23 protein-coding genes and 1 pseudogene are annotated in these 25,188 nt (G+C 69.2%); 6 read left to right on the forward strand and 18 right to left on the reverse strand.

Features of this window, described 5'->3' with window-relative positions:
- Positions 1-262 precede the first annotated feature (262 nt).
- From rplI to rpsF, 4 genes are read right to left on the reverse strand one after another with little or no spacing between them, the layout of a single operon-like run.
- Positions 263-715, reverse strand: a complete 453-nt coding sequence (rplI, locus tag QNO21_RS15250) for a 50S ribosomal protein L9 (protein WP_257514581.1) — start codon at positions 713-715, stop codon at positions 263-265.
- A gap of 11 nt (positions 716-726) precedes the next feature.
- Positions 727-981, reverse strand: coding sequence for a 30S ribosomal protein S18 (gene rpsR, locus QNO21_RS15255; RefSeq protein WP_133541417.1), 255 nt, complete (start codon positions 979-981; stop codon positions 727-729).
- A 37-nt stretch (positions 982-1,018) separates the two neighbouring features.
- Entirely contained in the window at positions 1,019-1,540 is a 522-nt protein-coding gene (locus QNO21_RS15260; RefSeq protein WP_257518628.1) for a single-stranded DNA-binding protein, read from the reverse strand.
- 5 nt (positions 1,541-1,545) lie between these two features.
- On the reverse strand, positions 1,546-1,929 hold the full coding sequence (gene rpsF / locus QNO21_RS15265) for a 30S ribosomal protein S6 (RefSeq protein ID WP_257517527.1): 384 nt from the start codon (positions 1,927-1,929) through the stop codon (positions 1,546-1,548).
- A gap of 285 nt (positions 1,930-2,214) precedes the next feature.
- Between rpsF and QNO21_RS15270 the strand changes: the two genes are divergently transcribed.
- Together QNO21_RS15270 and QNO21_RS15275 are read left to right on the forward strand one after the other, a co-directional pair.
- Positions 2,215-3,426, forward strand: a complete 1,212-nt coding sequence (locus tag QNO21_RS15270; protein ID WP_257518629.1) for a DUF3137 domain-containing protein — start codon at positions 2,215-2,217, stop codon at positions 3,424-3,426.
- Positions 3,423-4,559, forward strand: coding sequence for a hypothetical protein (locus tag QNO21_RS15275; protein WP_257518630.1), 1,137 nt, complete (start codon positions 3,423-3,425; stop codon positions 4,557-4,559). Before QNO21_RS15270 ends, QNO21_RS15275 begins: the two co-directional genes overlap by 4 nt.
- Before the next feature lie 60 nt (positions 4,560-4,619).
- On the opposite strand, the gene QNO21_RS15280 is transcribed toward QNO21_RS15275, so the two are convergent.
- The 5 genes from QNO21_RS15280 to QNO21_RS15300 all read right to left on the reverse strand — a co-directional run bounded on the left by QNO21_RS15280 (position 4,620) and on the right by QNO21_RS15300 (position 11,196).
- On the reverse strand, positions 4,620-5,015 hold the full coding sequence (locus tag QNO21_RS15280) for a DUF779 domain-containing protein (protein ID WP_257516049.1): 396 nt from the start codon (positions 5,013-5,015) through the stop codon (positions 4,620-4,622).
- A gap of 1 nt (position 5,016) precedes the next feature.
- Complete coding sequence (exaC, locus tag QNO21_RS15285; protein ID WP_257518631.1) at positions 5,017-6,567, reverse strand: acetaldehyde dehydrogenase ExaC; 1,551 nt, start codon at positions 6,565-6,567, stop codon at positions 5,017-5,019.
- Positions 6,568-6,672: 105 nt separating this feature from the next.
- Positions 6,673-7,986, reverse strand: a complete 1,314-nt coding sequence (locus QNO21_RS15290; RefSeq protein WP_257518632.1) for a sigma-54-dependent transcriptional regulator family protein — start codon at positions 7,984-7,986, stop codon at positions 6,673-6,675.
- 218 nt (positions 7,987-8,204) lie between these two features.
- Positions 8,205-9,632, reverse strand: coding sequence for a CCA tRNA nucleotidyltransferase (locus tag QNO21_RS15295; RefSeq protein WP_257518633.1), 1,428 nt, complete (start codon positions 9,630-9,632; stop codon positions 8,205-8,207).
- A 43-nt stretch (positions 9,633-9,675) separates the two neighbouring features.
- Complete coding sequence (locus QNO21_RS15300; RefSeq protein WP_257518634.1) at positions 9,676-11,196, reverse strand: DUF7059 domain-containing protein; 1,521 nt, start codon at positions 11,194-11,196, stop codon at positions 9,676-9,678.
- 117 nt (positions 11,197-11,313) lie between these two features.
- Between QNO21_RS15300 and QNO21_RS15305 the strand changes: the two genes are divergently transcribed.
- The 4 genes from QNO21_RS15305 (at position 11,314) to trxA (ending at position 16,626) form a co-directional block, all read left to right on the forward strand.
- Positions 11,314-13,557 (forward strand): DUF6049 family protein, encoded by a 2,244-nt coding sequence (locus QNO21_RS15305; RefSeq protein WP_257518635.1) that lies wholly within the window; start codon positions 11,314-11,316, stop codon positions 13,555-13,557.
- A 20-nt stretch (positions 13,558-13,577) separates the two neighbouring features.
- Positions 13,578-15,146 (forward strand): murein biosynthesis integral membrane protein MurJ, encoded by a 1,569-nt coding sequence (gene murJ, locus QNO21_RS15310; protein ID WP_374113628.1) that lies wholly within the window; start codon positions 13,578-13,580, stop codon positions 15,144-15,146.
- A 104-nt stretch (positions 15,147-15,250) separates the two neighbouring features.
- Positions 15,251-16,243 (forward strand): thioredoxin-disulfide reductase, encoded by a 993-nt coding sequence (gene trxB / locus QNO21_RS15315; RefSeq protein WP_257518636.1) that lies wholly within the window; start codon positions 15,251-15,253, stop codon positions 16,241-16,243.
- A 59-nt stretch (positions 16,244-16,302) separates the two neighbouring features.
- Positions 16,303-16,626, forward strand: a complete 324-nt coding sequence (trxA, locus tag QNO21_RS15320; protein WP_191719678.1) for a thioredoxin — start codon at positions 16,303-16,305, stop codon at positions 16,624-16,626.
- A gap of 66 nt (positions 16,627-16,692) precedes the next feature.
- On the opposite strand, the gene QNO21_RS15325 is transcribed toward trxA, so the two are convergent.
- From QNO21_RS15325 to rpmH, 9 genes and pseudogenes are all read right to left on the reverse strand, one after another.
- Positions 16,693-17,037 carry a tryptophan synthase subunit alpha gene (locus QNO21_RS15325; RefSeq protein WP_257518637.1) on the reverse strand — a complete coding sequence of 115 codons (345 nt, stop codon included), beginning with the start codon at positions 17,035-17,037 and terminating at the stop codon, positions 16,693-16,695.
- A 34-nt stretch (positions 17,038-17,071) separates the two neighbouring features.
- Positions 17,072-18,181: a ParB/RepB/Spo0J family partition protein gene (locus tag QNO21_RS15330; protein WP_257518638.1), complete on the reverse strand. Its 1,110-nt coding sequence runs from the start codon at positions 18,179-18,181 to the stop codon at positions 17,072-17,074.
- Positions 18,181-19,122 carry a ParA family protein gene (locus QNO21_RS15335; protein WP_257514152.1) on the reverse strand — a complete coding sequence of 314 codons (942 nt, stop codon included), beginning with the start codon at positions 19,120-19,122 and terminating at the stop codon, positions 18,181-18,183. The genes QNO21_RS15330 and QNO21_RS15335 overlap by 1 nt, the downstream gene beginning before the upstream one ends.
- A gap of 2,544 nt (positions 19,123-21,666) precedes the next feature.
- Entirely contained in the window at positions 21,667-22,290 is a 624-nt protein-coding gene (gene rsmG, locus QNO21_RS15340) for a 16S rRNA (guanine(527)-N(7))-methyltransferase RsmG (RefSeq protein ID WP_257518639.1), read from the reverse strand.
- A 15-nt stretch (positions 22,291-22,305) separates the two neighbouring features.
- Positions 22,306-22,797, reverse strand: a complete 492-nt coding sequence (locus QNO21_RS15345; protein ID WP_257514154.1) for a Jag family protein — start codon at positions 22,795-22,797, stop codon at positions 22,306-22,308.
- Positions 22,798-23,054: 257 nt separating this feature from the next.
- Positions 23,055-24,134: pseudogene (yidC, locus tag QNO21_RS15350) on the reverse strand (membrane protein insertase YidC); the annotation flags it as partial.
- 6 nt (positions 24,135-24,140) lie between these two features.
- Complete coding sequence (gene yidD, locus QNO21_RS15355; RefSeq protein WP_257514155.1) at positions 24,141-24,497, reverse strand: membrane protein insertion efficiency factor YidD; 357 nt, start codon at positions 24,495-24,497, stop codon at positions 24,141-24,143.
- A complete protein-coding gene (rnpA, locus tag QNO21_RS15360; protein ID WP_308211326.1) occupies positions 24,494-24,832 on the reverse strand; it encodes a ribonuclease P protein component in 339 nt (112 codons plus the stop codon). Before rnpA ends, yidD begins: the two co-directional genes overlap by 4 nt.
- An 8-nt stretch (positions 24,833-24,840) precedes the next feature.
- Complete coding sequence (gene rpmH, locus QNO21_RS15365) at positions 24,841-24,978, reverse strand: 50S ribosomal protein L34 (RefSeq protein ID WP_013584598.1); 138 nt, start codon at positions 24,976-24,978, stop codon at positions 24,841-24,843.
- Positions 24,979-25,188: the final 210 nt, after the last annotated feature.

The raw sequence follows: 25,188 nt of genomic DNA on the forward strand, positions 1-25,188 counted from the left end.
CGTGATTTCTCGATTGACCTGGGATTTATTTGTTCACAACCTGTGGATGGGATTGTGGTTGAAGTACGCGTTGAAGGTTGGGGACGGCGTACCACGTTATACACAGCCGCACACCCTCGGCCCGCATCGGATGCCGCCTGTGGAAAGGCTCCCACGGGGGCGCGTCGGGCCCCCAGCGAGCCCGAAAACGACGGATGCCGTGAACCCGGTGAGGGTCCACGGCATCCGTGTCGTTCTGTCGCCCCGAGGGACGACGCGCCGCTTACTTGGCGGCGACCACCTGCAGCGTGATCACGGCGGTGAGGTCGTCACGCAGGCGAACGGTCGCCTCGTGCTCGCCCACGGACTTGATCGCCGAGGTGATGTGGATCTTGCGCTTGTCGAGCTCGCCGAGCCCGGCAGCCTTGACCGCGTCAGCGACGTCACCGGTCTTGACCGAACCGAACAGACGACCCTCGTTGCCGGCCTTGACGGCCAGACGAACCTTGGTCGACTCGAGCGAGTTCTTCAGGGCCACGGCTTCTTCGTGGTCGTGGATCGCGCGCGACTCGCGGGCAGCGCGAATCGACGCCACCTGCTTCTCGCCACCGCGCGACCACAGCACTGCGAAGCCCTGGGGGATGAGGTAGTTGCGGGCGAACCCGTTCTTGACCTCGATCACGTCGCCGGCGCTTCCGAGCCCGGCGACCTCATTCGTGAGAATCAGCTTTGCCATGTCCGGACCCCTTAACGGCCAGCGCCGGCGTAGGGCAGGAGCGCCATTTCGCGGGCGTTCTTGATCGCCTTGGCGATCAGACGCTGCTCCTGCACCGAGACACCGGTGATACGACGGGCGCGGATCTTTCCACGCTCCGAGATGAACTTACGAAGAGTGGCGACGTCCTTGTAATCAATGACGCCGACACGGATCGCCTTCGCGGGAGCGGCGTTCTTCGCGCCCTTCCGCGGCTTGCGGCGGTCGCCGCTCGACTTTCCAGCCATGGTTTTTCCTTAGAGAGAGTTGGTTTGATCCGAGGGATCAGAACGGAGTGTCGTCGCCGTAGGCGCCGGGGGCGCTCCACGCGTCGGGAGCGGCCGAACCGGGAGTGGCCCACGGCTCGTCGGCGACCTGCGGGCGGGACTGCTGTCCGCCACCGCCGGCGCCGCCGGCGCCGTTTCCGCCGCCACCACCACTGCTGCTGGTACGCGTGACCTGTGCGGTTGCGTAACGCAGCGACGGGCCGATCTCATCGACCTCGAGCTCGATGGAGACGCGGTTCTGCCCCTCGCGGTCCTGGTAGGACCGCTGCTTCAGGCGACCACTGGCGATGACCCGCATGCCCTTGGTGAGCGAACCGGCCACGTGCTCGGCGAAGTCGCGCCACACGCTCGCGCGGAGGAACAGCGCTTCGCCGTCCTTCCACTCGTTCGCCTGACGGTCGAAACTGCGCGGCGTCGACGCGATCGTGAAGTTCGCGACGGGCAGTCCGCTCTGCGTGTAACGCAGCTCGGGGTCTGCCGTGAGGTTTCCCACAACGGTGATGACGGTCTCGCCAGCCATCGTCGTTACGCCTTCGCAGCCTTCGCGGGCGCGGCAGCCTTGCGGGCAGCCTTCGCCTCGGAACGCTCCTTCTCGGCGGCGACCATGGCCATCGCCTCTTCAGCGCGGAGGATCTTGGTGCGCATGATCTGCTCGTTCAGCTTCAGCTGACGGTCGAGCTCCTGCGCAGACTCGCTGCTCGCGGTGAAGTTGACGACGGCGTAGACGCCCTCGGTCTTCTTCTGGATCTCGTATGCGAGACGGCGGCGACCCCAGATGTCGACGTTGTCGATCGTGCCACCATCATTGGTGATGACCTTGAGGAACTTCTCAAGGTTGGTGGCGACGAGGCGCTCGTCGATCTCGGGGTTGAGGATCACCATCAGTTCGTACTGGTGGATGTGCGTCACTTACCCACCTCCTTCGGACTAGAACGGCTCCCGGGCATTTCCCGGAAGCAGGAGGGTGTGTGCACTGCCCGTTCGCACGCGCCGAGTGGCGCGGTGAACGGACAACCTCGACAGTCTAACGGATGCCACCCCACGCGTGCGACCGCGCGATGCGTGGGTGCTCCGCGCGGCATCCTCCCCCGGCATTCGATAGCGTGAGCGCGTGCAGGGGGACCAGTCGATGTCGACGCGCGCCGTCCGTGCGTCGTTGGACACCCGGCCGCACCACCTGGGGGAGATACTGCGATGACGACACCTGCGGCATCCGTTCCGTTCGACACGCGCGCGCTGACCGAGCCGGTCGATCGCGCCGCGATCAAGGCCCACAAGCAGCATCTGGTGGCCTCGGGACGCGCACCGTACGACGTGGGACTGCCGATCACGGTGATCATCCTCATCGTGGTGGGCGTGATCATGATGACCGGGTTCGGGAGCCTCGGCGCGGTCTTCTTCAGCATCGCCTCCTCGACGGGAGGGGGGTTCGGGCTGCTCGCTCTGCTCCCGCTGCTGCTCGTGGGAACCGTCTTCACGATTGTGATCGTCGTCATCGTGCGGTCGTGGCGTGGAAGTGGGGAACGCCGGTATCGGCTCGACCGGTTCGCGGCATCCAACGGACTCACGTTCTACCCCGAAGCGAAGGACCCGCCGCTGCCAGGTCTGATCTTCCATCAGGGGTCCGCCCGCACCGCGTCCGAGATCTTGCGGGGCGGGCAGCCGCGGTGGGTCGAGTTCGCCAACTACCGCTACACGACCGGGTCCGGCAAGAACAGAACCACGCACAAGTGGGGCTACATCGCGATCAGGCTGAACACACCGTTGCCGCACATCGTGCTGGATGCCGTGGGCAACAACGGCCTGCTGGGCTCGAACCTGCCGGCGGCGTTCGACAAGGAGCAGCGACTCAGCCTCGAGGGCGACTTCGACCGCTACTTCACGCTCTACTGCCCCGCCGGCTACGAGCGGGACGCTCTATACCTGTTCACGCCCGACATCATGGCCCGCTTCATCGACAACGCCGCGGCCCTCGACGTCGAGATCGTCGACGACTGGCTGTTCCTCTATGCCCGGCGCGACTTCTCCACCCTGGACCCGCGCATGTGGGCCTGGCTGTTCTCCGTGGTGGGGGCCATGCTCGACAAGCTCGCGCAGTGGGAGCGGTGGCGCGACGAGCGGCTGGTCCAGCCCGAGCAGCACGCGCACGCGCTCGCGCCCGCTCAGGCGGGGCACGCGGCCGCTCAGGCGGAGCACGCTCTCGCCGGGGGCGCCCAGACGCTTCCGTTCACCCCACCGACCGAGTCGCTGCGCCCGCCGCTCGGCGTCGCGCAGCAGGGACAGCGCCTGCGGCGGCGCGTGCCGTGGGCGACCATCATCGCCGTCGGGCTGTTCGGCTTGCTGTGGCTCGGGATGCAGCTGTTCATGCAGACCGGGATGTTCGGCATGCTCGGCGGGATGCGGTGACGCACCCCACGACGGCGGCATCCGTGCCCTTGGACACCCGACCGCTGACGCAGCGCGTCGATCGCGCGGACGCCCGTGCCTTCACCAAGGAACTGCGTGCGTCGGGGCGCATCGAGAACGAGGTGATGGCGAGCATCATCGGGTACGGGGTGGCCCTGCTGTTCTTCGTGGGCCTCGTGCTGCTCGATGTGCTGACGTCACGGTCACCCTTCCGTGTCGCGCTCTCCGGAGCAACGCCCCTGATCGTCGTGCTGCTGGTGTGCGCCCTGGTGGCGGTCGCCGTCACCTTCTTCTCGCAGGGGCGCGTGTCGACCCGGCGGTATCGGCTCGACCGCTTCGCACGCGCCAACGGGATGCGTTACGTGCCGGAGAAGGGCAATCCGTCATTTCCGGGCATGATCTTCGGCTCCGGGTCGTACCGCCGCAGCTTCGACGTGGTGCAGGGCAAGGGGCCACGCCGCGTCGAATTCGCGAACTACGTCTACACCACCGGTTCCGGCAAGCATCGCCGTACCCACCGCTGGGGATACGTCGCGGTCAAGCTCGACATCCCGCTGCCGCACATCGTGCTGGATGCCACCGGCAACAACAGCCTGTTCGGATCCAACCTGCCGACGCTGTACAAGAAGGAGCAGCGCCTCAGCCTCGAGGGCGACTTCGACCGCCACTTCGCGCTCTACTGCCCTGAGGGGTACGAGCGCGACGCCCTGTACCTGTTCACCCCCGACGTCATGGCGAGGTTCATCGACAACGCGGCGGAACTCGACGTCGAGATCGTCGACGACTGGCTGCTCATGTACACCAAGCGCAACGCGAGCACGACTGACCCGGCCACCTGGGAGTGGCTGTTCGGAGCCGTGGCGGCCGTGCTCGACAAACTCGACCAGTGGGAACGCTGGCGCGATGAGCGGCTGCTGCAGGCGGCATCCGGCGATTCCCGCGCGGCCCATGGGAGGGCGAGGGGTGGCACGCCGGCGGGGTCGCTGCCGTTCGCTGCGCCCGCCGGGCTGCTGCGCCCGCCCCCCGGCGTCGCGCCCCAGGGGCGCCGCCTGACCACGCGATTCCCCTGGCTGCTGACCGGACTGTGCGTTGTCGCGGTGGTGGTGTACCTGCTGCTGGACCTTCCCGGGTAGCCGGATGGGGTTCCGGCCCACCCCACCCCGTCGCTGAGGTCCGCGGGGGCGGGCGGGCGGCTACGGCGCCGCGGGTGCCAGGCCGAAGTGGGTCAGCTCACCCTCGGTGAGCATGCGGGAGCGCACGATGAATCGCAGACCGGTGGGGGATTCGACCGAGAAGCCGGCGCCGCGGCCGGGCACGACGTCGATGGTGAGGTGGGTGTACTTCCAGTAGTCGAACTGCGCCTCGGAGATGAACACCTCGATCGGGTCATCCAGCCCGACGCCGAGCGAGGCGAGGTGCACATCGCTCGGGCCGGTGAGGAACATCCCGACCGGAAAGCACATGGGCGCGCTGCCGTCGCAGCATCCGCCGGACTGATGGAACATCAGCGGCCCGTGCTGCGCCGTCAGATCGCGCAGCAGGGCGGCCGCGGCATCCGTCACGGCCACCCTGCTGAACGTCGTCTCCATGTCAGAAGAAGCCCATCGGACCTTCGGCGTACGACACCAGCAGGTTCTTCGTCTGCTGGTAGTGGTCGAGCATCTTCAGGTGGTTCTCGCGGCCGATGCCCGACTGCTTGTACCCGCCGAACGCGGCGTGCGCCGGGTACTGGTGGTACGTGTTGGTCCACACCCGGCCGGCCTCGATCGCACGTCCCGCCCGGTAGGCGATGTCGCCCGTGCGGCTCCAGACTCCGGCTCCCAGACCGTAGAGGGAGTCGTTGGCGATGGAGATCCCGTCGTCGAAGTCCTCGAAGCTCGTCACCGAGAGCACCGGCCCGAAGATCTCCTCCTGGAAGATGCGCATGTCGTTGGTGCCCTCGAACACCGTCGGCGCGACGTAGTAGCCGCCGGTGAGGTCGCCGCCGAGGTCGACGCGCTCCCCGCCGGTGAGCAGCTTCGCCCCACCCTGCTTGCCGATGTCGATGTACGACAGGATCTTCTCGAGCTGGTCGTTCGAGGCCTGCGCGCCGAGCATCGTCTCGGGGTCGAGCGGGTTGCCCTGCCGCACCTTCGCAACGCGCTCGAGGCCGTCGGCGAGGAACGAGTCGTAGATCGATCGCTGGATGAGAGCGCGCGACGGGCACGTGCACACCTCGCCCTGGTTCAGCGCGAACATCGTGAAACCCTCGAGCGCCTTGTCGTAATAGGGGTCGTCGGTCACCCGCGCGACGTCTTCGAAGAACAGGTTGGGGCTCTTGCCGCCGAGCTCGAGCGTCACCGGGATGAGGTTCTGCGACGCGTACTGCATGATGAGCCGGCCGGTCGTGGTCTCTCCGGTGAACGCCACCTTGCGGATGCGCTTGTGCGACGCCAGCGGCGCCCCGGCTTCGATGCCGAACCCGTTGACGATGTTCACCACGCCCGCCGGCAGCAGGTCGCCGATGATGTCGAAAAGGAACAGGATGGATGCCGGTGTCTGCTCGGCCGGCTTGAGCACGACACAGTTGCCCGCGGCCAGGGCGGGGGCGAGCTTCCACGTCGCCATCAGGATGGGGAAGTTCCACGGGATGATCTGCCCGACCACCCCGAGGGGCTCCTGGAAGTGGTAGGCCACGGTGTTCTCGTCGAGCTGGCTGATCGAGCCCTCCTGCGCGCGCAGGACCCCCGCGAAGTAGCGGAAGTGATCGACGGCGAGCGGGATGTCTGCGGCGAGGGTCTCGCGGATCGGCTTGCCGTTCTCCCAGGTCTCGGCGACGGCGATCTTCTCGAGGTTGGCTTCGATGCGGTCGGCGATCTTGTTGAGGATGATCGCCCGCTCGGTGGGGCTGGTGCGCTTCCAGTCGCCGAATGCCTTCCAGGCGACGTCGACGGCGCGGTCGATGTCCTCGGCGGTGCCGCGGGCGACCTCGGTGAAGGGCTTGCCCGTCACCGGGGTGATGTCCTCGAAGTACCCGCCCTTGATCGGGTCGACCCACTCTCCCCCGATGTAGTGCCCGTAGCGGGAGCGGTATTCGGCCAGCGAGCCGTGCTCGCCGGGTGCTGCGTAAACGCTCGAGACGCCCTCTTCGACGATCGTCATGTCTGTCTCCTTCGACTGTCCATGGATGGTGTGCTGCGCGGGTGCGGCGACCCCGCCGCTGCCGGGCACGCTACGCCCCGCGAGGTTGCATCGGGTTGCGCCGGCTCACGCCTCGAGTGCGGCCACGCGCGCGACGAGACCTGCGCGGCGGGGAGAGCGCGGCGGGAGCATCGCCAGGCACAGCCGCAGCACCTCGACGTCGTGCTCGCCGTCGGCGGTGTCGGCGTAGGCGAGCAGAACCTCGACGCCTGCCTCGCCCACCAGGGCCTCACGCAGAGTCGCGCGCACCGAGTCGCGCAGCACCTCGACCCCAGGGGCGACCGAGTCCGGGAGCACCGGGCCGGGGTACGCCGACAGGGCGACGCGGTGCGCCCCGCGGTCGAGCAGCGACACCACGTGCTGCACGTCGGTCTCGAGCGGGGCGGGCAGCCGGTACGGGCGGGATGCCGGTACGAGGTGGGGCGCGGCACGCTCGAGGACGCGGCGCAGCCGCACCATCTCGGGGCGCAGCGTCTCGGTCGCCGCCGTCCCGTAGACCAACTCGCTGAGCCCCTCGGCGGTGAGACCCTCGCGGTGGCTGGCGAGCATGAGCAGGATCTCGGCGTGCCGGGCGCTCAGCTCGCGGACGGTCTGGGTGCCTTCGGCGCCCGCTTCCAGCAGCGCGCGGTCGCGACCCAGCACCCGCAAGGTGGCGTGCGTCGTCACCCGTGGCCGCGATGCCCGCCGCCGGGGCGCCTCGGCCCGTGCCCGCAGCCGGGTGACCATGAGCTCGCCCTCGATCGCGCGCGCGGTGGCATCCACGAGCAGCTGGGCCTGGGGGGTCGCCGCCTCGGCCCCGCCGGTGACATCGATCATGCCGAGGAGCCGCCGCGTCTCGGGGTCGTGCACGGGTGCCGCGGTGCACGACCAGGGCTGCACGAACCGGTTGAAGTGCTCGGCCTCACGGATCTGCACGTGCGCGTCGAGGGCGAGCGCCGTTCCCGGGGCCGAGGTGCCGACGGCATCCTCCGCCCAGTTCGCGCCCGCGATGAAGCCCATGTCCCCGGTGAGGGTGCGCACGCGGCGGTCCCCTTCGACCCAGAGCAGGCGGCCGGCCGCGTCGCCGACGGCGACGACGACACCGGCCTCATCGGGCGAGCCGGGGAGCAGGAGCGCGCGCACCATCTGCATGACGGCGGCCAGCGGATGCCCGCGTCGGTATATGTCCAGGTCCGCCTCGGAGAGATCGAGGCGCGGCAGTTGCTCGGCGCCGACCGCCGAGGCCAGCGAGCGCCGCCACGACTCCCGCACCAGCGGCCGGACGTCGGCGAGGCGAGGGTCGGCGAGGTTGCCGGCGAGCAGCTCCTCGTGGGCTCGTTCGACGAGGAGGCGGGAGGTCGCGGGCGAGACCTCGCGGCGCATGGACCACGACGACGGCATGCGGCTCCGATCATCGGTGAGGGAGCTGGTGCCGATCAGTGTAGGGGCGGCGTGACGGCCGGTCGAGGGCCGTGCCCGTGGGCTGCCCACCCGTGAGACGAATGCTGACGGCCGAGACCGTGGGAAACGACCAGTGTCTCGGCCGTCAGGTGTCGTCTCACCGTGCGGACGCGGGCGCGGCGGGCGCGGCGGGCGACGCGACGCGCCCCGGAACGCGGTCAGCCGCGGGCGGCCCACCAGGCGCGCAGGCGCTGCTCGGCCTCGGCCTCGTCGACGACGCCCTCGTCCAGGCGCACGTCGAGGAGGAACCGGTACGCCTCTCCGACGACCGGCCCGGGCGGGATGCCGAGGATCTCCTGGATCCGGTTGCCGTCGAGGGCCGGGCGCATCGACTGCAGCTGCTCCTGCTCGGCGAGCTCCGCGATGCGCCGCTCGATGTCGTCATAGGCCGAGCGCAGCCGCGCGGCCTTGCGCTTGTTGCGGGTGGTCACGTCGGCGCGGGTGAGGATGTGCAGGCGCTCGAGCTCGTCGCCGGCATCCCGCACGTACCGACGCACGGCCGAGTCGCTCCACGCGCCCTCGGCGTAGCCGAAGAACCGCAGGTGCAGCTCGATCAGCTTGGTCACGCTGGCGATCGTGTCGGAGTCGAAGCGCAGGGCCTGCAGCCGCTTGCGGGCCAGCCGCGCGCCCTTGACGTCGTGGTGGTGGAAGGTCACCCCGCCGCCGTCTTCGAGCCGCCGGGTGGCAGGCTTGCCGATGTCGTGCAACAGGGCCGCGAGCCGCAGCCGCACGTCGGGGGCGGCATCCGGATTGCGCTCCCGTTCGAGCTCGATCGCCTGCCGCACCACCGTCAACGAGTGCTCGTAGACATCCTTGTGGTGGTGGTGCTCGTCGACCTCGAGGCGCAGCGCCGGCACCTCGGGCAGGAACTTCGCCATCAGACCGGTGTCGACGAGCAGGCGGATGCCGCGCGCCGGGTCATCGGCCTGCAGCAGCTTCACGAGCTCGCCCTGGATGCGCTCGGGGCTCACGATCGAGAGCGTCTCGGCGCGCTCGGCCATCGCGGCGACGGTCGCGGGATCGACGTCGAAACCCAACTGGGCGCTGAAGCGGGCGGCGCGCAGCATGCGCAGCGGGTCATCGCCGAAGCTGACCGCCGGGTCGACAGGGGTGCGGAGGATGCCGGCGACGAGGTCCTCGACGCCTCCGGTCGGGTCGACCAGGGCGGGGCCGGGAAGGCGCAGCGCCATCGCGTTGACGGTGAAGTCGCGCCGCGCGAGGTCGCCCTCGAGGTCGTCGCCGAACGCGACGACCGGCTTGCGCGTGGCGCCGTCGTACTCGTCGGCGCGGTAGGTGGTGATCTCCACCTGCTCGCCGCGGACGCGGGCGCCGATGGTGCCGAAGTCGCGGCCGATGTCCCACTGCGCGGAGGAGATCGGCTTCACGATCCGCAGGATGTCGTCGGGCCGCGCGTTGGTCGTGAAATCCAGGTCGTTCGTCGGCCGGCCCAGCAGCGCGTCGCGCACCGGGCCGCCGACGAGTGCGAGCTCGAAGCCGGCGTCGGCGAACGCGCGCGCGAGGGCGTCGACGACCGGCGACGCGGCAAGCGCGCCGATGCGGGCGAGGCCCTCGGCCATGTTGAGCATGGGTTCGAGCCTACCGAGCGCTCCTGCGCTCCCCTGTCGGCGACTACCCAGCGAACCGCAGGAACTGTGTGAACAGCAACTCACGCACGCGAGGGAGAAGGTCCGCGCGCAACGCGGCGGCATCCACCTCGAGCAGCTGTGCGATCGCGTCGATCAGGACCCCGACCGGCAGGTCGCCGTCGCACGCCCCGACCAGGCCGGCCAGTGCGGGGTCGACCTCGAGCGTGCGCGCGAAGCCTCCGCCCTGACGCAGTTCGATGACGCTGGGGTCCTCGGCGCCGGGCAGGTGGTGCCGCGCCTCGGTGACGTCGGGAGCCACCTCCAGCACGCTCGCCGCGAGCGCAGCGTCGTCCATGTCGGCAAGCCGCTGGTGCGCAGCCAGCGACGCCGCCAGGTGCGGGCCCAGGGCCCCGCCGACGGGCTGCGTCACCCGCTCGTAGCGGGCGAGCGTGGGCGCCGACCCCCGCGAGCGGTGCAGCAGCACGTATCCGAACCCGATGCCGGTGACCCCGCGCTCGGCGAAGTCGTCGAGCCAGGCCGCCAGCAGTCGCGTGGACTCCGGCGAACCGGGCTCCGTGCCGCCGTCGCGGATCCACAGCTCGGCGTATGCGAGCGGGTCGAGAACCTCCCGCTCCACCACCCATGCGTCCAGAGGAATATCGGATGCCGCCACCCACTGGCGCACCCGATCGAGCCCGTCCTCGCCGTCGCGGTACTCCCAGTTGCCCAACAGCTGCGCGACCCCGCCGGGGGCGAGGTGCACACCCACGCCGCTGACGACCTGCGCCACGAGCGCGTCGCCCACGAGCCCGCCGTCGCGGTACTCGTACGCCGGCACCCCCGCCGCGCGGGGTGTGATGACGAACGGTGGGTTCGACACGACCCGTTCGAACTGTTCGCCCGTGACCGGCTCGAACAGGCTCCCCCGCCGCACCTCGATGCCGTCGACGCCGTTCAGCAGGGCGTTGAGGCGGGTGAAGTGCAGGGCCCGCTCGGACACGTCCGTCGCGATCACGAGGTCGGCGTCGCGTCGCGCGCGCAGCGCCTGGATGCCACATCCGGTCCCGATGTCGAGCACGCGACCCACGCGGCCGGGCAGCTGCAGGCCGGCAAGCGTCAGCGATGCGCCGCCGACGCCCAGCACATGGTCTTCGGGCAGGGGCCCACCCAGCGCCGCCTCGTCGAGGTCGCTCGCGACCCACCACTGCACATCACCGGCGTCATCGGAGAACTCCTGCGGGCGGATGACCGCGCGCGGCACGATCGTGTCGCCCGAGGCCGTCGCCAGCTCCAGGGCGATCAGTCCCGCCGCACCGGTCAGCGGCAGGGCGGCGTCCACGACCGCTGCGGGCTGCCGCATGCCCAGCACGAGCAGCCGGGCCAGCACCGCGAGGGGGTCGGACCGGCCGGTCAGAGCTCGCTCGGCGGGCAGGCGCAGCCCCCGAGCGATCGCCCCGTCGGCCGCCTCGCCCCACGCGTCGCGCAGACCGTCGGCAGAAAAGGCGGCGGCCCGCAGGTCGTCCGCGAGGGCGCGGCAGAGAGCGGGATCGGGAGGTGTCGGCATCCTTCCATTCAACCCCGCTTCGGGCGGATCGCCCCGCCGTTCGGGAAGCTCAAAGGCCGCCCGGCCTAGAATCGGCTGATCGTGCGGTCATGAATCGCACCCGAGCCGAAACCCGCCATGACCGACATCCCCGCCGCACCGCGCCGCCCCTGGCGCCTCGCGCTGCTGACCGCGCTGATGGTCGTGCTCATGCTCGCCCCGGCATGGTCCAGCGCCGCAGCCGCCGCAGCCGCAACCAGCGCCGCTGCAGCAGCCACGCCCGAAAGTGACGAGACCGACACCGACGCAGCGCTCGAGATGACCCTGTCGCCGGTGGGCAACGGAATCGTGCGGCCCGGAGACGCTCTCGCGGTGTCGGTGACACTGTCCAACGGCACGTCGCTGAACTCCCCCGCCGCCGAAGTGGTGCTGGAGCTGGGCGCGGCACCGCTGGGCGACCGCGCCGCGCTGAGCTCGTGGCTGGCAGGTGACGGCACCGCGGACGACCTCGCTGTGGTGGCCGTCGCCGTCGCCGACGCCGTGGATGCCGGCGAGCGTGGCGTGACCGGCCTGATGCTCCCCCCCGATGACCCGCAGCTGGCGGGCCGCGCGCCCGGGGTGTACCCGCTGCGCGCAACGGCCACGAACGCGTCGGGCACCCTCATGTCCACGAGCGTGATGACCGTGCCCGACGACGGCGCCGGCGGCGCCGGCGTGGGCGTCATCGTTCCCATCACCGCGCCGCCTGCGAGCGACGGCCTGCTCTCTTCGGATGAGCTCACCGCCCTCACCGCCCCGGACGGCGAGCTCACCGCGCAGCTCGCCGCCGTCGCCGGCACCACCGCGATCCTCGCCGTGGACCCCGCTGTCCTCGCGGCCGTCCGAGTGCTCGGCAGCGCCGCACCTCCTTCGGCCACCGCGTGGCTGGCGCAGCTGGAGGCTCTGCCCAACGACCGCTTCGCCCTGCAGTTCGGCGACGCCGACGTCGCAGCCCAGCTCGACGCGGGCCTGCCCGCGCCGCTGCCCCCCACCTCCCTGCAGCCGTACCTGAATGCGGCGGACTTCGTGCCCGACCCGGCGGCGACCCCGGTCCCGACGCCCACTCCGACGACGACCCCCACGTCGACGCCGGCGCCTGCGACGGCGGACACCGACGAACCCGCACAACAGGTCAGCCCGACACCCACACCGACGCCCACCCCCACCACACCGCCGGGGCAACCGGTCTACCCGACGCTGGACGAGCTGGTCTCGGTCGAAGCGACGCGCGGGGCGGTGTACTGGCCGTTCACCGGCACCGCGGGACCGGCGACGGTCGCCACCCTCGGCGGCTTGGGCAGCGGTGAGGATGCCGCGCTCACACTCATCCCCTCCGGCACGACCACCTCGGGCGCCGGCGACGCCACGGTCGCCGCCAGGGCCGTCGCGGGCGAGGCCTCGGTGCTCGTCTACGATTCGGCCGTCTCGGCGGCGCTCCGCGACGCCTCGGCGATCGACGAGAGCTCGCTGCGCGGCGCGCCACTGACCGAAGCCACGGCTCACCTCGCCTTCGCGGTGCGCGAGAGCGGCGGCCGCCCGATCGCGGTCACGGTCGACCGGCTCGACGGCCGTTCGAGCTTCGGCCTCACCACGGCGCTGTCGGCAGTGGCCAATGCGCCGGGCGCCACTCCGGTCGGCCTTGATGCACTCGTCGCCGCGGAGCCCGTCGCCGTCACCGTCACCGAGAGCGAACCCGACGAAGCCCGCACGGCCGCGGTCACCGAGCTTCTGGAAGGCGAGGCTGCGCTCACCGACTTCGCCACCATCCTCGAGGACCCGACCCTCATCACCGGCCCCGAGCGCGCGAGCATGCTGCAGCTGCTGGGCGGCGGGTGGCTTCCGGACCCCGAGACCTGGCAGACGGCCCTCGCCGAGCACCTGGAAGCGACCGCGGCGACTCTCAATGCGGTCAGCGTCCCGCAGCTCAGCGACATCAACCTGGTGGGCCAGAACGTGCCGCTGCGCATCTGGGTGCGCAACAACCTGCCCTGGCCGGTCGATGTGGTGCTCATCGCCCAGCCCAGCGCACCCCGGCTGCTGGTGCAGGAGCAGTCCACGGTGCGAGCCGAGCCCGACAGCAACACCCGGGTGGAGATCCCCGTCGAGGCGCACGTCGGCAACGGCGAGGTCGACATCCGGTTCGAGCTGCTCTCCCCCACCGGCATCCCCGTGGGCTCTCCCCAGGTCGCGACCGTCATGGTGCGTGCCGACTGGGAGGTGATCGGGGTCGGAGCCCTCGTGACGGTCGTGGGCGGTCTTCTCGTCATCGGGCTTTTCCGCACGGTGCGCCGGCGCAGACGGGCCACCGCGGATGCCGCAGGCGCCGGGGACGGAGAGCGATGAGCATCGGCCGGGCAAGTGTCATGATCGGCGCGGGCACCCTCGTCTCGCGGCTGACAGGGCTGCTGCGGTCGATCGTGCTCGTCACGGCGATCGGCACGGCGATGGCGGGTGACGCATTCGTCGTGGCCAATCAGCTCCCCAACGCGATCTTCCTCATCGTGTCGATGGGCATCCTCACCGGCGTCATCGTGCCGCAGATCGTCGCCGCCGGCCGCAGCGACGACGGCGGCGAGGCCTTCATCTCCAAGCTCATCACCCTGGGCGCGGTGGTGCTGCTGGCGATCACGGTCATCGCCGTCGCGTGCGCGCCGCTTCTGGTCTCGCTGTACGGTGGCGGGTTCTCCCCGCAGCAGCACGCCCTCGCGACCGTCTTCGCCTACTGGTGCCTGCCGCAGATCTTCTTCTACGGCCTCTACGCGCTGCTGGGCGAGACGCTCAACGCGCGCCGCGTGTTCGGCCCGTACACGTGGACCCCGGTGGTCAACAACGTCGTCTCGATCATCGGCTTCGGCGCCTTCATCGTGATCTACGGCACGCACTCCTCCATCGAGGGCTGGGATGCCGGGATGGTCGCGCTGATCGCCGGCACCGCGACGCTCGGCATCGTGCTGCAGGCCGTGCTGCTGCTGGTCTTCTGGCGCCGCACGGGTCTGCACCTGCGCCCCGACTTCCACTGGCGCGGCATGGGGCTCGGCGTCATCGGACGCCTGGCGAGCTGGACGTTCCTCATGGTGCTCGTCGCCCAGCTGAGCGCGATCGTGCAGTCCAACGTGCTGTCGGATGCCTCGGATGCCGGGGCCGCGGCGAACATGGTCACCGGCAACGCGAACCTCATCTTCATGCTGCCGTACTCGATCATCGTGCTGTCGATAGGCATCCCCTACTTCACGCAGCTCAGCGAACACGCCGCCGACGGCCGCATCGACGATATGCGGCGCGACATCGACACCAGCATCCGCTCGATCGGCGTGCTGATCGTCGGGGCCACCGCTGCGATCGCCGCCGCCGCCGTGCCCGTCTCCCGCATCTTCACCAACGACGCACCCACCGCCGTCGAGGGCGCGCTCGTGCTCGGCGGCTATCTGGTGGGGCTCATCCCCATCGCCGTGCTGTTCACCATCCAGCGCTCGTTCTACGCGCTCGGCGACACCCGCACGCCCTTCGTGTTCTCGCTCGTGCAGGCCGTCATCGTCGCCGTCACGGCGCTGCTGGCATCCACACTTCCCGCGGGGCTCACGGCGGCGGGCGTCGCGCTCGGTCAGTCGATCGCTCTCACGGTCGCTCTCGTCATCGCGGCGGTCATGCTGCGGCGCAAGATCGGCCGGCTCGAAGCCGGCAGGTGGGTGCCCGCGCTCGGCCGGTTCATGCTGGCGGCCCTCCCCGCGGGAGCGGCCGGATGGCTGATCTTCTTCACCTTCGGCGCCCAGGACAGCTGGATGCTGGCCGACAAGCTGCAGGGGGCTCTCGGCACCATGCTCATCGGCGCCGTCGTCGCCCTGGTCTACGTCGGAATGCTGGCGCTGCTGCGTGCCCCCGAGCTGCAGGTCGCCCTGGGCCTCGTGCGTCGCGTGCTGCCCGGCCGGCGCTGAGTCGGCAGTGCGCGGTGCGCCGGGGGCGGCTGGAATGCCCCGCGGTTAGCATGTGTTGAAGACATGAGCGGGTAATCCTCCCCGCCGTCGAAGGAGCAGCACACGTGCGTCAGGTCATCATCATCGGATCGGGTCCCGCCGGCTACACCGCCGCCATCTACGCGGCCCGTGCCAACCTCGAGCCACTGGTCATCGCGAGCTCCGTCGAAGTCGGCGGCGAGCTCATGAACACCACCGAGGTCGAGAACTTCCCCGGCTTCCCCGAGGCCATCATGGGTCCCGACCTCATGACGAGGATGCAGGAGCAGGCCGAGCGCTTCGGCGCCGAGGTGCTCTATCAGGACGTCGTGTCACTCGACCTCGACGGCGACGTCAAGACCGTGACACTCGGCAACGGCGAGGTGCACCAGGCGTACTCCGTGATCTACGCGACCGGGTCGGCGTACCGCAAGCTGGGCGTCCCCGGCGAGGAGCGCCTGTCGGGCCGCGGCGTGTCGTGGTGCGCCACATGCGACGGCTTCTTCTTCCGTGAGCGCACGATCGCCGTCGTCGGCGGCGGCGACTCGGCCATGGAAGAGGCGACGTTCCTCACGAAGTTCGCCTCCAAGGTGTACATCATCCACCGCAAGGACACCCTGCGCGCATCGAAGATCATGCAGGAGCGCGCCTTCGCGAACGAGAAGATCGAGTTCATCTGGAACAGCGAAGTCGCCGACATCCTCGGCGACGAGGCCGTCAACGGCGTCGTGCTGCGCTCCACCACCGACGGCACCACCCGCGAGCTGCCGCTGGACGGCCTGTTCGTCGCCATCGGCAATGACCCGCGCACCCACCTCGTGCACGACAAGCTCGAGCTCACCCCTGAGGGAACCATCTGGGTCGACGGTCGCACGTCGCGCACCTCGGTGCCGGGCGTGTTCGCCGCCGGCGACGTGATCGACCCCACCTACCGCCAGGCGGTCACCGCGGCCGCCAGCGGCACGGTCGCCGCCCTCGACGTCGAGCACTACCTCGCCGCGCGCGGCGAGGCGGCCCTGCCCGAGAGCGACGTCGCGCAGATCGACGGCCTGCCGGATGCCGCCACGGTCGGCGCCTGAGGAACAATCCCCCACGCCTCGACGTTCCCCCTACTGACAGACTTCCCAAGGAGAGCATCATGACAGCCAAGGCCACCACCTCGAGCAACTGGCAGCAGGACGTCCTCGACGCCGACGGCCCCGTGCTCGTCGACTTCTGGGCGGAATGGTGCGGCCCGTGCCGCATGGTCTCGCCGATCCTCGACGAGATCCAGTCCGAGCACCCCGGCAAGATCACCATTCTCAAGCTCAACGTCGACGAGAACCCGGATCTTGCGATGAAGTACCAGATCACGTCGATCCCGGCGATGAAGGTGTTCCGCAAGGGCGAGGTTGAGAAGACGATCATCGGCGCCAAGCCGAAGTTCGCCCTCGAGCAGGATCTCGCCGCCTATATCGGCTGAGACGCCCTTACGCACAAGGCCCGGTCCAGACACGTCTGGTCGGGCCTTTCGCGTGCCTGAGGCGCCTCAGGAGGCGTCTGCGCGCACCGCGGCATCCCACCGTCGGTGCGGCTCGGAGCCGAGAAGACGCCAGACCGCGCTGGTGAGCTCCGGGTAGTCGAGGGCGATCTGTCGCAGCACGCGGTAGTTGCGGGCCTCGGTGGGCCGCGCACCACCGTCGGCGGCGATGTTGTCGGCGCGCAGCAGCAGCACCACGAGTTCATCGACGCTCGGCAGGTCCTCCATGAATTCCCAGGGATCCTCGCCCGCGCGCAGGCGCTCGTGCACCAGCACCGACAGCTCGTCGCCGGCCTCGGCGCGCAGCAGTTCGAGGCTCGCCCGGCGGGGGGCGTGGGACTCGTCGGCTGCCATTCATCCAGCCTACGTCGGGCCGCCGATACCCGGGTCAGCGGGCGCCGAACTCGGTCTCGCCGATCTCCTCGAGAATGCGGTTGAGGTCCTGGATCGTCGCGAAATCGATGATCACCTGGCCTTTTCTCGCGCCGATGTTGATCTTCACCTTGGTGTTCAGCCGATCGCCCAGCCGCTCGGCGACCTCATCGAGGTGTGCACGTCGCGCGCCCGCCTTCGGGAGGGCACGGCGCGACGCGCCGGCATCCGTCGCCTTCGCCGCAGCCTCGGCGGCGCGCACCGAAAGGTCCTCGTTGACGATCTTGTCGGCGAGCCGCTGCATCGCCTCGGGGTCCTCGAGTGACAGGACGGCGCGGGCGTGCCCGGCGCTCAAGACGCCCGCGGCGACCCGATGCTGCACCGGGATCGGCAGCTTCAGCAGGCGGATGGTGTTGCTGATCTGCGGCCGGGACCGGCCGATGCGCGTGGCGAGCTCTTCTTGCGTGATGCCGAAGTCCTCGAGCAGCTGCTGGTAGGCGGATGCCTCTTCGAGCGGGTTCAGCTCCGAGCGGTGCAGGTTCTCGAGCAGCGCGTCACGCAACAGGTGCTCGTCCTCGGTGTCGCGCACGATCGCCGGGATCGAGGTGAGGCCAGCTTCACGCGACGCGCGCGTGCGCCGCTCCCCCATGATGAGCTCGTACTTGCCGTCGGCGTTGGTGCGCACGACGACGGGCTGCAGCACGCCGAACTCCCGCACGCTGTGCACGAGCTCCGCGAGATCGTCGGAGTCGAAGTGCGTGCGCGGCTGGCGCGGGTTCGGGACGATGTCGTTGGGGTCGACCTGGATCAGGCGGGTGCCCGGGATGGCGACGAGCTCGGGCGCGTCCGGGTCGGACGCCGGCGCGTCGGGGGCGTCGGCCTCGGGCGCGTCTGTCGCGTCCGTGCGCGAGGTGTCTTCGGACGTCGCGGGCTGCGCGGCGACGGCGGCATCCGTCGTGGAGGTCTCTTCGGTTGCCGCTGTGGACGCGGCGACGGCTGCAGCCTCAGCCTCGGCGGCCTTCCGCGACGCGCCGGGGAAGAACACGTCGACGGGACGCGCCTCCGACGGCTCCGACGTCGGGATGAGCGCCCCAATGCCTCGACCGAGACCAGTTCTCTTCGCCATCAGGGTTTTCCTTCTTCTTTGTGTGTCGTGCCGCGCTGGATGATCTCCACCGCTGCTTCCTTGTAAGCCACTGCCCCGGCTGAGTGTCCGTCGTACGCGATGACGGTCTGTCCGAAGCTCGGAGCCTCGGACACTCGCACCGAGCGTGGGATGACCGTGCGCAGAACCTGCTCGGCGAAGTGCGAGCGCACCTCTTCGGCGACCTGTTGGGCGAGGCGGGTGCGGCCGTCGTACATGGTCAGCAGGATCGTCGAGACGTGCAGCTGGGGGTTGAGGTGCTTCTGGATCATCCGCACACTCCCGAGCAGCTGGCTGAGCCCCTCCAGCGCGTAGTACTCGCATTGGATCGGGATCATCACCTCGTCGGCCGCCGTGAACGCATTGATCGTCAGCAGCCCGAGCGAGGGCGGGCAGTCGATGATGACGAAGTCCAGGCGCGGCTGCAGATCGCGCAGGTAGTCCTCGAGGGCCGTCTTGAGCCGGTGCTCGCGTGCCACCTGGGACACCAGTTCGATTTCAGCGCCGGCGAGGTGGATCGTGCTGGGCGCACAGAAGAGATTGGGTGATTCCGGGCTCTGCTGCACGATATCGGCGAGCGGGAAGTCGTCGATCAGAACGTCGTAAACGCTCGGGATGTCGGCCGTGTGGGGGATCCCCAGCGCCGTGGAGGCGTTTCCCTGCGGGTCCAGGTCGATGACGAGCACACGTGCGCCGAGAGCGGCGAGAGCGGCGGCGACGTTCACTGCCGTCGTGGTCTTGCCCACCCCGCCCTTTTGGTTGGAAACGGTGAAAACGCGGGTTTCTCCGGTCAATCGCACGTCAACGACGTCGAGCGCGCGGCGGCGTGCGGTGAGGTCCGCCAATTCCCGCGCCAGCGGTGCGTCGTCGAGGCTGAAGGATGCCGGTCCGGCTCCATCCTCGGGTTGTTTCACGTGAAACATCCTTCCGTTTTCGCTCGACGAGACACCTGCTCAACCCTACGCGACCCCGCCCCCACTCCCGTCCTCCGCACCGCCGGGCGCGGGCACAATCCCACTCCCGGGGCGGCGTTTCACGTGGAACACGTCCACATTCCGGCCCCACCGCGGGCTTTGGGCGGGTGCCGAAGGGCGCCGGTCACGCACGAGGTGGCATCCCTATGTACTGACGAGCGGCCAGGCCTCCCCTGCCGGTGGTTGTTGAACGCCCGGTTGCAGCGTGGACGGTCGGCCTAGCCAAGCCATCTTGGGGTGCGAGGACGACATCTCACGACGCCTACCGGCCCGCCGCGCCCACACAACCGGTGGGTGCGCTAGCGCAACGCCGCACAAACAAAGAGCGGCGTTGCACCCGCTTTCGGCGCCTTCGGCCTAGCGGCACTTCGACGTCCCGCCGCCGCACCCATTCGGGGTCGGCGACGCGCCTCCCCTTTGCAGGTGCGCGCGGCGCGGAAACCTGGGCTCATCTTCCTTGGCCGACCGCCGGACTCAGCGCCTGAACCCTCGCTGGGCCGGGGCCGAGCGCCTGGAAATTGCGGAAATTTGCGCCCCTATCGGTTCATTTTGCGTACGCGCAGCGTCCGCGGCGGACGAATCCGCGGACCTGCTGGCGTCTTGGACATGCTGCTCGCGCACCACAGGGGCGCTGGTGCAATCGAAAAGACCCGCAGAAGAACCCCGAGCGCACACTGTTGCGGGCTCTGTCGTCCGCGGTGACCGAGCCGGACACCGCAATAGCCACACTCTGCGGCTGGGAGCGGATACGCGGAGCACCTCGCCACAAGCTGGGCCCCATGCTCCTTCCTGCTTGTTTCACGTGAAACGGAGCAATGCCCCGGAGCGCCCTGGTGCGTCACATTCACCCCGTCCCCCGCACCCCTCGGGTATTCTGCGCCGTAGGCGCGATGTTTCACGTGAAACGGCAGTTCGATAGCGCGCGACATCTGACCGGGGTCGCCGGAGTCACACCGCTCGTGTGGCGTCCCTGCGGCGTCCCGTACCGAAAGGCGACCCGCCTGTCCCCGCAACCCGTGGCGGCAGTATTCACGAGTTGGAGAGGCGTGTTTCACGTGAAACGCGCCGGTTTGAGCGGTTCGAGATTGTCGCTCGGCGCTCGTTGCCTGCTTCGCTTGTGTAGCGACCTTCGCGCAGTGAAGCGGCTACCGTGCATTGCACCGCCGCTTCCCGTCACGCGCATCACACTCCCGTCCTCGTTAGAGCTGTGCGAGCGCGCCGTTTCACGTGAAACATCTGGTGCGGGGGGAGACGCCCCAGAACGCCCTGCTCAGCCTGCGTCGATCCGGGCCCTGGAACGGTGCCGCTTCACTGATCCATGCGGCACGCCAGAACGGGCGGCATGGGTACACGCCGGCCCGCGAGCGACTCACCGACGCCACTTGGTCGCTTGTTTCACGTGAAACATAGCGAAAGGAGCGAATCTCGCGCTTGGGGCAGGCCGTCGCGCCCCGCACGCCGGGGTGCGAGGTGCCAGAACAGGGGCGCGCGGAGCGTAGAAGGTGGCGAGCCCGCGCCGCCGGCTAGCCCATCCGCCCCGGTGCGCGAAAGGCGTGCCCACAGGCATACCCTCCCCCGCTTCCGCACCATACGTGACCCCCGTGGGTCCTCTGCGACCCATTAACCGACCAGTTGCGAACCGGGCGACAGGGCGCTCGACGGCGACGCGCGGCTCCCGCACACGGCGTGCGGCAGGCCTGTCGCCGACACGGACCTTGAGCTTCACCCCTTGGTGGGTGATGAGCGCCGCGTCCCCCGCCGTCGCGAACGAAGAACCGCGTGCGCGCGGCGCACATGCGTATCTGCGCGCAGAATGTTTCACGTGAAACGCGTCCTGTCATGCCCTCTCTCGTAGGCAGCCGGGCCTCCCCTTGTACCGGGTTATCTGACCACATGTCCACGGCAGCACTGGCCCGGGTAAGTGCGGCGCAGGGTGTCGGGCGCCCTTGGCGCGCGCCAACCACGTCCGTCTGGCCGGATCAGGATGGATCAAAGGGGAGACCAGAACCATGAGGATCCCCCGCTCGGCCGCCCGTCGGTTGCAACACCGGCGTGGCGAGACCACCTGTCGACGTTCAGTCCACCTTGTCGCGACCGCCACAAGCCAGCCGGCATCCGACCGTCGCCGAGGCTTTGCGTGCGACCGATGGTCGACAGAGAGAGCGGCCACATCACGGAGGCGTCAATGCCCGTCGTCCGGCTCCCCGAAGTCAGAGCGTCCGGATTACTCCTACGCGGCGGCGAATATTCACTCGATTCACCTAATACTCACTCGGCGCTGCGAATACTCAATCGGCAGCAGATCCCTTGTTTCACGTGAAACAGGTGCCGTTTCGGGGGGCGTCCGGCTCGAATCGGTGCCTCTCGGCGTCATTTCGGGGAGACCCCGGAGTGCGGAGCGGGGCGCAGAATGGCTCTCACACAACCGAAACCGGTCGTTCTCCCCATCGAGAACGGGTCGTGAGGCGGGGAGCGGTCGGCCAGCAGGCCGCGTCAGCGGACGGTGGCTCGGATGACCCGCGTCGGCTCCGCGATCAGACCCTCGCCCACCGGCTCGACCCGCACGTTCGAAAGACGGAACTTGCGGATGATCTTCTCGGCAGCCGCGATCTCGTTCGCCGCGTTCGCGCCCTTGAGCAGGACGAGCTCGCCACCGTCGCGCACCAGCGGAGCCGTGAGTGGAACCAGCGTGCGCAGCGCGCTCACCGCCCGCGCAGTCACGGCGTCGAGGACGGGACCGCGTGACCAGTCCTCCGCCCGCGCGCGCAGCACCTCGACGTTGTCGAGTCCCAGCTCACGCACCTGTTCCTCGAGCCACATCACCCGGCGCTCCATCGGCTCGATGAGCACCCACCGCACGTCGGGACGCGCGATCGCCAGCACGACGCCAGGCAGACCTGCGCCGGACCCGACGTCGCCCACCGTGCCCTGGAACAACGGGGCGGCCACCGCGCTGTTGAGGATGTGCCGTGTCCACAGTCTCGGCAGCTCCAGCGGTCCGATGAGACCACGCTCTTCGCCGTGCGCAGCGAGTGCCGACGTGAACGCGCGCGCAACGTCGATGCGGTCGCCGAAAATTTCCGACGCGACCTGGGGTTCTTCTTCGAGAGCGTTCATCACGGAAGCGGAACGTCAGGCCCGGCTGATGACCGTGTGCCGGTCGGCGCCCTCACCGTAGGACTCCGAGACGAAGCCCCGCGCCGAGGCCACATCGTGCACGAGCTTGCGCTCGTAGCTCGACATGGGAGGCAGGGATGCCTGCGATGCGCCCTCGTCCAGACGCTCGATCGCGAGATCGACCAGGCGCTCCAGTTCGCGCTGGCGCTGCTCACGCGATCCCCCGACATCGAGGATCAGACGCGAGAAGCGTCCGGTGCGGTTCTGAACGGCAAGCCGTGTCAGCTCCTGCAGCGCCTGCACCGTGTCCGGGTGGCTCAGCAGGGACAGCGAGCCCGAGTCCTCGGCTTCGACCGAAACGTACGCGCGCCCGGCGCGCACGTCCAGGGCGAGGTCACCGTCGATGTCGGCGATATCGAGCAGCTCTTCGAGGTAGTCGGCGGCGATGTCGCCTTCCTGCTCGAGCTGCTCGACCGTGGCGTCCGCGGATTCAGGCGTGAGAGTCATGTCCGTTTTCCTTTGTGCGATCAGGACTTCTTGGGCGGCTTCGGCGGCGTCGTACTCGGCCGGCTGCCGTCAGTGCCGTCGGATGCGGAGCCTCCCGGCTTGCCCGAAGCGTCGGGCGAGGCCTTCTTGGCGGGACCACTCTTGGGCGGCGTAGAACGCGGTCGGCCGGCGGCGCTGCTGTCGGATGCGGAGCCTCCCGTGGCGTCGGAGCCCGCCGGCTTTCCCGAGCCGTCGGCCGAGGCCTTCTTCGCGGGAGCACCCTTGGGCGCCTGCTTCTTCTTCGCGCGCTGCTTGCCGACCGGCTGCTGGCGCTTGGGCGCGGCCGCACGTGCGCGCTCTGCCTCTTCAGCCAGACGCCGCTGCTCCTCCTGGTACTTCTCCATCGGGATGACGCGGCCCTTGGAATCCAGCGCCTTACCCTTGCGTGCCAGGCGCTCCTCGCGCTGCTTCGCGGCGTCGGAGCCGGGGGTCGGCAGGTTGCGGATCACGACGAACTGCTGCGCCATCGTCCACAGGTTCGACGTGAACCAGTACATGACCACACCGAGGGGGAAGAAGACACCCGAGAAGATGAATGCCAGCGGCAGCACGTACAGCATGATCTTCTGCATCTGGTACGCCTGGCCGGTCTTGGCCTCGGGCGACAGGTTCTTCGAGATGATCTGCAGCTGGGTGATGAACTGCGACGCGATCATCAGCACCACGAGGATGATCAGGATGATGACGGTCGCGGTCTGCCCCTGGTTGATCGCGTCGATCATGTTGACGTGCAGCGGAGCGACATCGAAGAGCTGCGCGTCGTAGAACTGCTTCGTGAGCTCGGTGTTGAGCAAGCCCACACCGCCCACGCCCCACTCAGCGTGCTTCTTCACATCGCTGAGCGTGTAGAACATGCCCAGCAGAATCGGCATCTGCACCAGGAGCGGCAGACAGCTCGACACCGGTGTGGTGCCGTGCTTCTTGTACAGCGCCATCGTCTCGCGGCTCATGGCCTCGCGAGAAAGCTGGTCCTTCTTGCCGCGGTACTTCTCCTGGACTTTACGCAGCTCAGGAGCAATTTCCATCATCTTGCGCTGGCTCTTGATCTGCCGCACGAACAGCGGGATCAGCGCGGAGCGCACCACGATGACGAGGCCGATGATGGACAGCACCCAGGTGGCACCTGCCGTAGCAGGCATCCCCACAGCCGTGAACAGCCAGTGCCAGAACACCAGGATGAGCTCGACGAGCCACTTGAACGGCCACATCAGCGTGCTGAAGAGGTCGAAACCCTCCCCGGGAGGCGGTGTCGTCGGGGTGGGAACCACCGGGATCGGGGTGGCAGCGAAGAGATCCAGCACGGATCAGTCCTTTCCGGAGGGCACGACGAATCCGTGCCGAGTCAGCTCATGGCCAAAGCGTGGATTCGACGGTACGTCATCAATCCCGCCGGCAGCCCAGGGATGACAGCGGGCCAGGCGCATCGCGGCCATCGCGGTCCCTTTCGCAAGCCCGTACTGCTGGACGGAGCCGACGGCGTAGGCGGAACACGAGGGGTAGTACTTGCAGACGTCGCCATAGACGTGGGAGATCGTGGCGCGGTAGCCGTGCAGAAGGGCAAGCCCCAGGTTTCGAGGAACGAGGGGGATGCCGCGCACCAGCGCGTCGGCGTGGAGCGCGCCGTCACCGACGAAAGCCGTCGGCAAGGTCGACACGCTCATGCCGGCACCCGTTTGGCCAGACAGCGCCGGACCTCGCTGCGCAGTTCGGCATAGGGTGCGGTCGCGGCGCTGGGCAGAGCGCGGATCACGACATCGGCGCCCGAGGGCACGTCGCTCAGCGCCTCGGCGCACACGGCCTTGAGCCGCCGCCGGACGGTGTTGCGCACGACGGCGCCGCCGACCTGCTTGCTCACGATGAAGCCGAACCGGGGGGTGCCGTCACCGGGGGATGCCGCAACGTAGGTGACGGTGTGGGATCCCCCACACCGCCTACCGCCGCGGACCACCGCTCGGTACTCGACGCCGCGAGTGAGGCGGTTCGGCCTCGAAAGCACAGCTTGCGTCAGGCAGAGAGCTCGGTGCGCCCCTTGGCGCGACGAGCGGCGAGGATGCCACGGCCCGCGCGGGTACGCATGCGGGCGCGGAAGCCGTGCTTCTTGGCGCGACGACGGTTGTTGGGCTGGAAGGTGCGCTTGCTCATGAGGATCACTCCGGATCGGCGGTCACCGGAACGCTGGGACCGGGGACGCGGGTACAGGGGACTGCCCGACTGGGCATACGTCAACCGATTAAGGGTACGTCGCGCCGCCCGATAACTCAAACCGGGCGCAGGCAGCCGCTCACTTTATCCACCGGCTGCGCCCACGCCTGGCAATGACACGCGGCGGCGGCCTACAGTGGATTTGGTGGA

This window comes from Microbacterium sp. zg-Y818 (assembly GCF_030246905.1).
In the GTDB taxonomy this organism is placed as follows: domain Bacteria; phylum Actinomycetota; class Actinomycetes; order Actinomycetales; family Microbacteriaceae; genus Microbacterium.

Coding starts and splice junctions, on each gene's coding strand:
- yidD (WP_257514155.1), bottom strand. CDS start 24,497: ATGAGCGTGTCGACCTTGCCGACGGCTTTCGTCGGTGACGGCGCGCTC.
- QNO21_RS15305 (WP_257518635.1), top strand. CDS start 11,314: ATGACCGACATCCCCGCCGCACCGCGCCGCCCCTGGCGCCTCGCGCTG.
- QNO21_RS15290 (WP_257518632.1), bottom strand. CDS start 7,986: ATGCCGTCGTCGTGGTCCATGCGCCGCGAGGTCTCGCCCGCGACCTCC.
- rsmG (WP_257518639.1), bottom strand. CDS start 22,290: ATGAACGCTCTCGAAGAAGAACCCCAGGTCGCGTCGGAAATTTTCGGC.
- QNO21_RS15260 (WP_257518628.1), bottom strand. CDS start 1,540: ATGGCTGGCGAGACCGTCATCACCGTTGTGGGAAACCTCACGGCAGAC.
- QNO21_RS15270 (WP_257518629.1), top strand. CDS start 2,215: ATGACGACACCTGCGGCATCCGTTCCGTTCGACACGCGCGCGCTGACC.
- trxA (WP_191719678.1), top strand. CDS start 16,303: ATGACAGCCAAGGCCACCACCTCGAGCAACTGGCAGCAGGACGTCCTC.
- QNO21_RS15300 (WP_257518634.1), bottom strand. CDS start 11,196: ATGCCGACACCTCCCGATCCCGCTCTCTGCCGCGCCCTCGCGGACGAC.
- QNO21_RS15295 (WP_257518633.1), bottom strand. CDS start 9,632: ATGCTCAACATGGCCGAGGGCCTCGCCCGCATCGGCGCGCTTGCCGCG.
- QNO21_RS15335 (WP_257514152.1), bottom strand. CDS start 19,122: ATGTTTCACGTGAAACAACCCGAGGATGGAGCCGGACCGGCATCCTTC.
- murJ (WP_374113628.1), top strand. CDS start 13,578: ATGATCGGCGCGGGCACCCTCGTCTCGCGGCTGACAGGGCTGCTGCGG.
- rpsR (WP_133541417.1), bottom strand. CDS start 981: ATGGCTGGAAAGTCGAGCGGCGACCGCCGCAAGCCGCGGAAGGGCGCG.
- rplI (WP_257514581.1), bottom strand. CDS start 715: ATGGCAAAGCTGATTCTCACGAATGAGGTCGCCGGGCTCGGAAGCGCC.
- QNO21_RS15280 (WP_257516049.1), bottom strand. CDS start 5,015: ATGGAGACGACGTTCAGCAGGGTGGCCGTGACGGATGCCGCGGCCGCC.
- QNO21_RS15330 (WP_257518638.1), bottom strand. CDS start 18,181: ATGGCGAAGAGAACTGGTCTCGGTCGAGGCATTGGGGCGCTCATCCCG.
- exaC (WP_257518631.1), bottom strand. CDS start 6,567: ATGACGATCGTCGAAGAGGGCGTCTCGAGCGTTTACGCAGCACCCGGC.
- QNO21_RS15325 (WP_257518637.1), bottom strand. CDS start 17,037: ATGGCAGCCGACGAGTCCCACGCCCCCCGCCGGGCGAGCCTCGAACTG.
- QNO21_RS15345 (WP_257514154.1), bottom strand. CDS start 22,797: ATGACTCTCACGCCTGAATCCGCGGACGCCACGGTCGAGCAGCTCGAG.
- rpmH (WP_013584598.1), bottom strand. CDS start 24,978: ATGAGCAAGCGCACCTTCCAGCCCAACAACCGTCGTCGCGCCAAGAAG.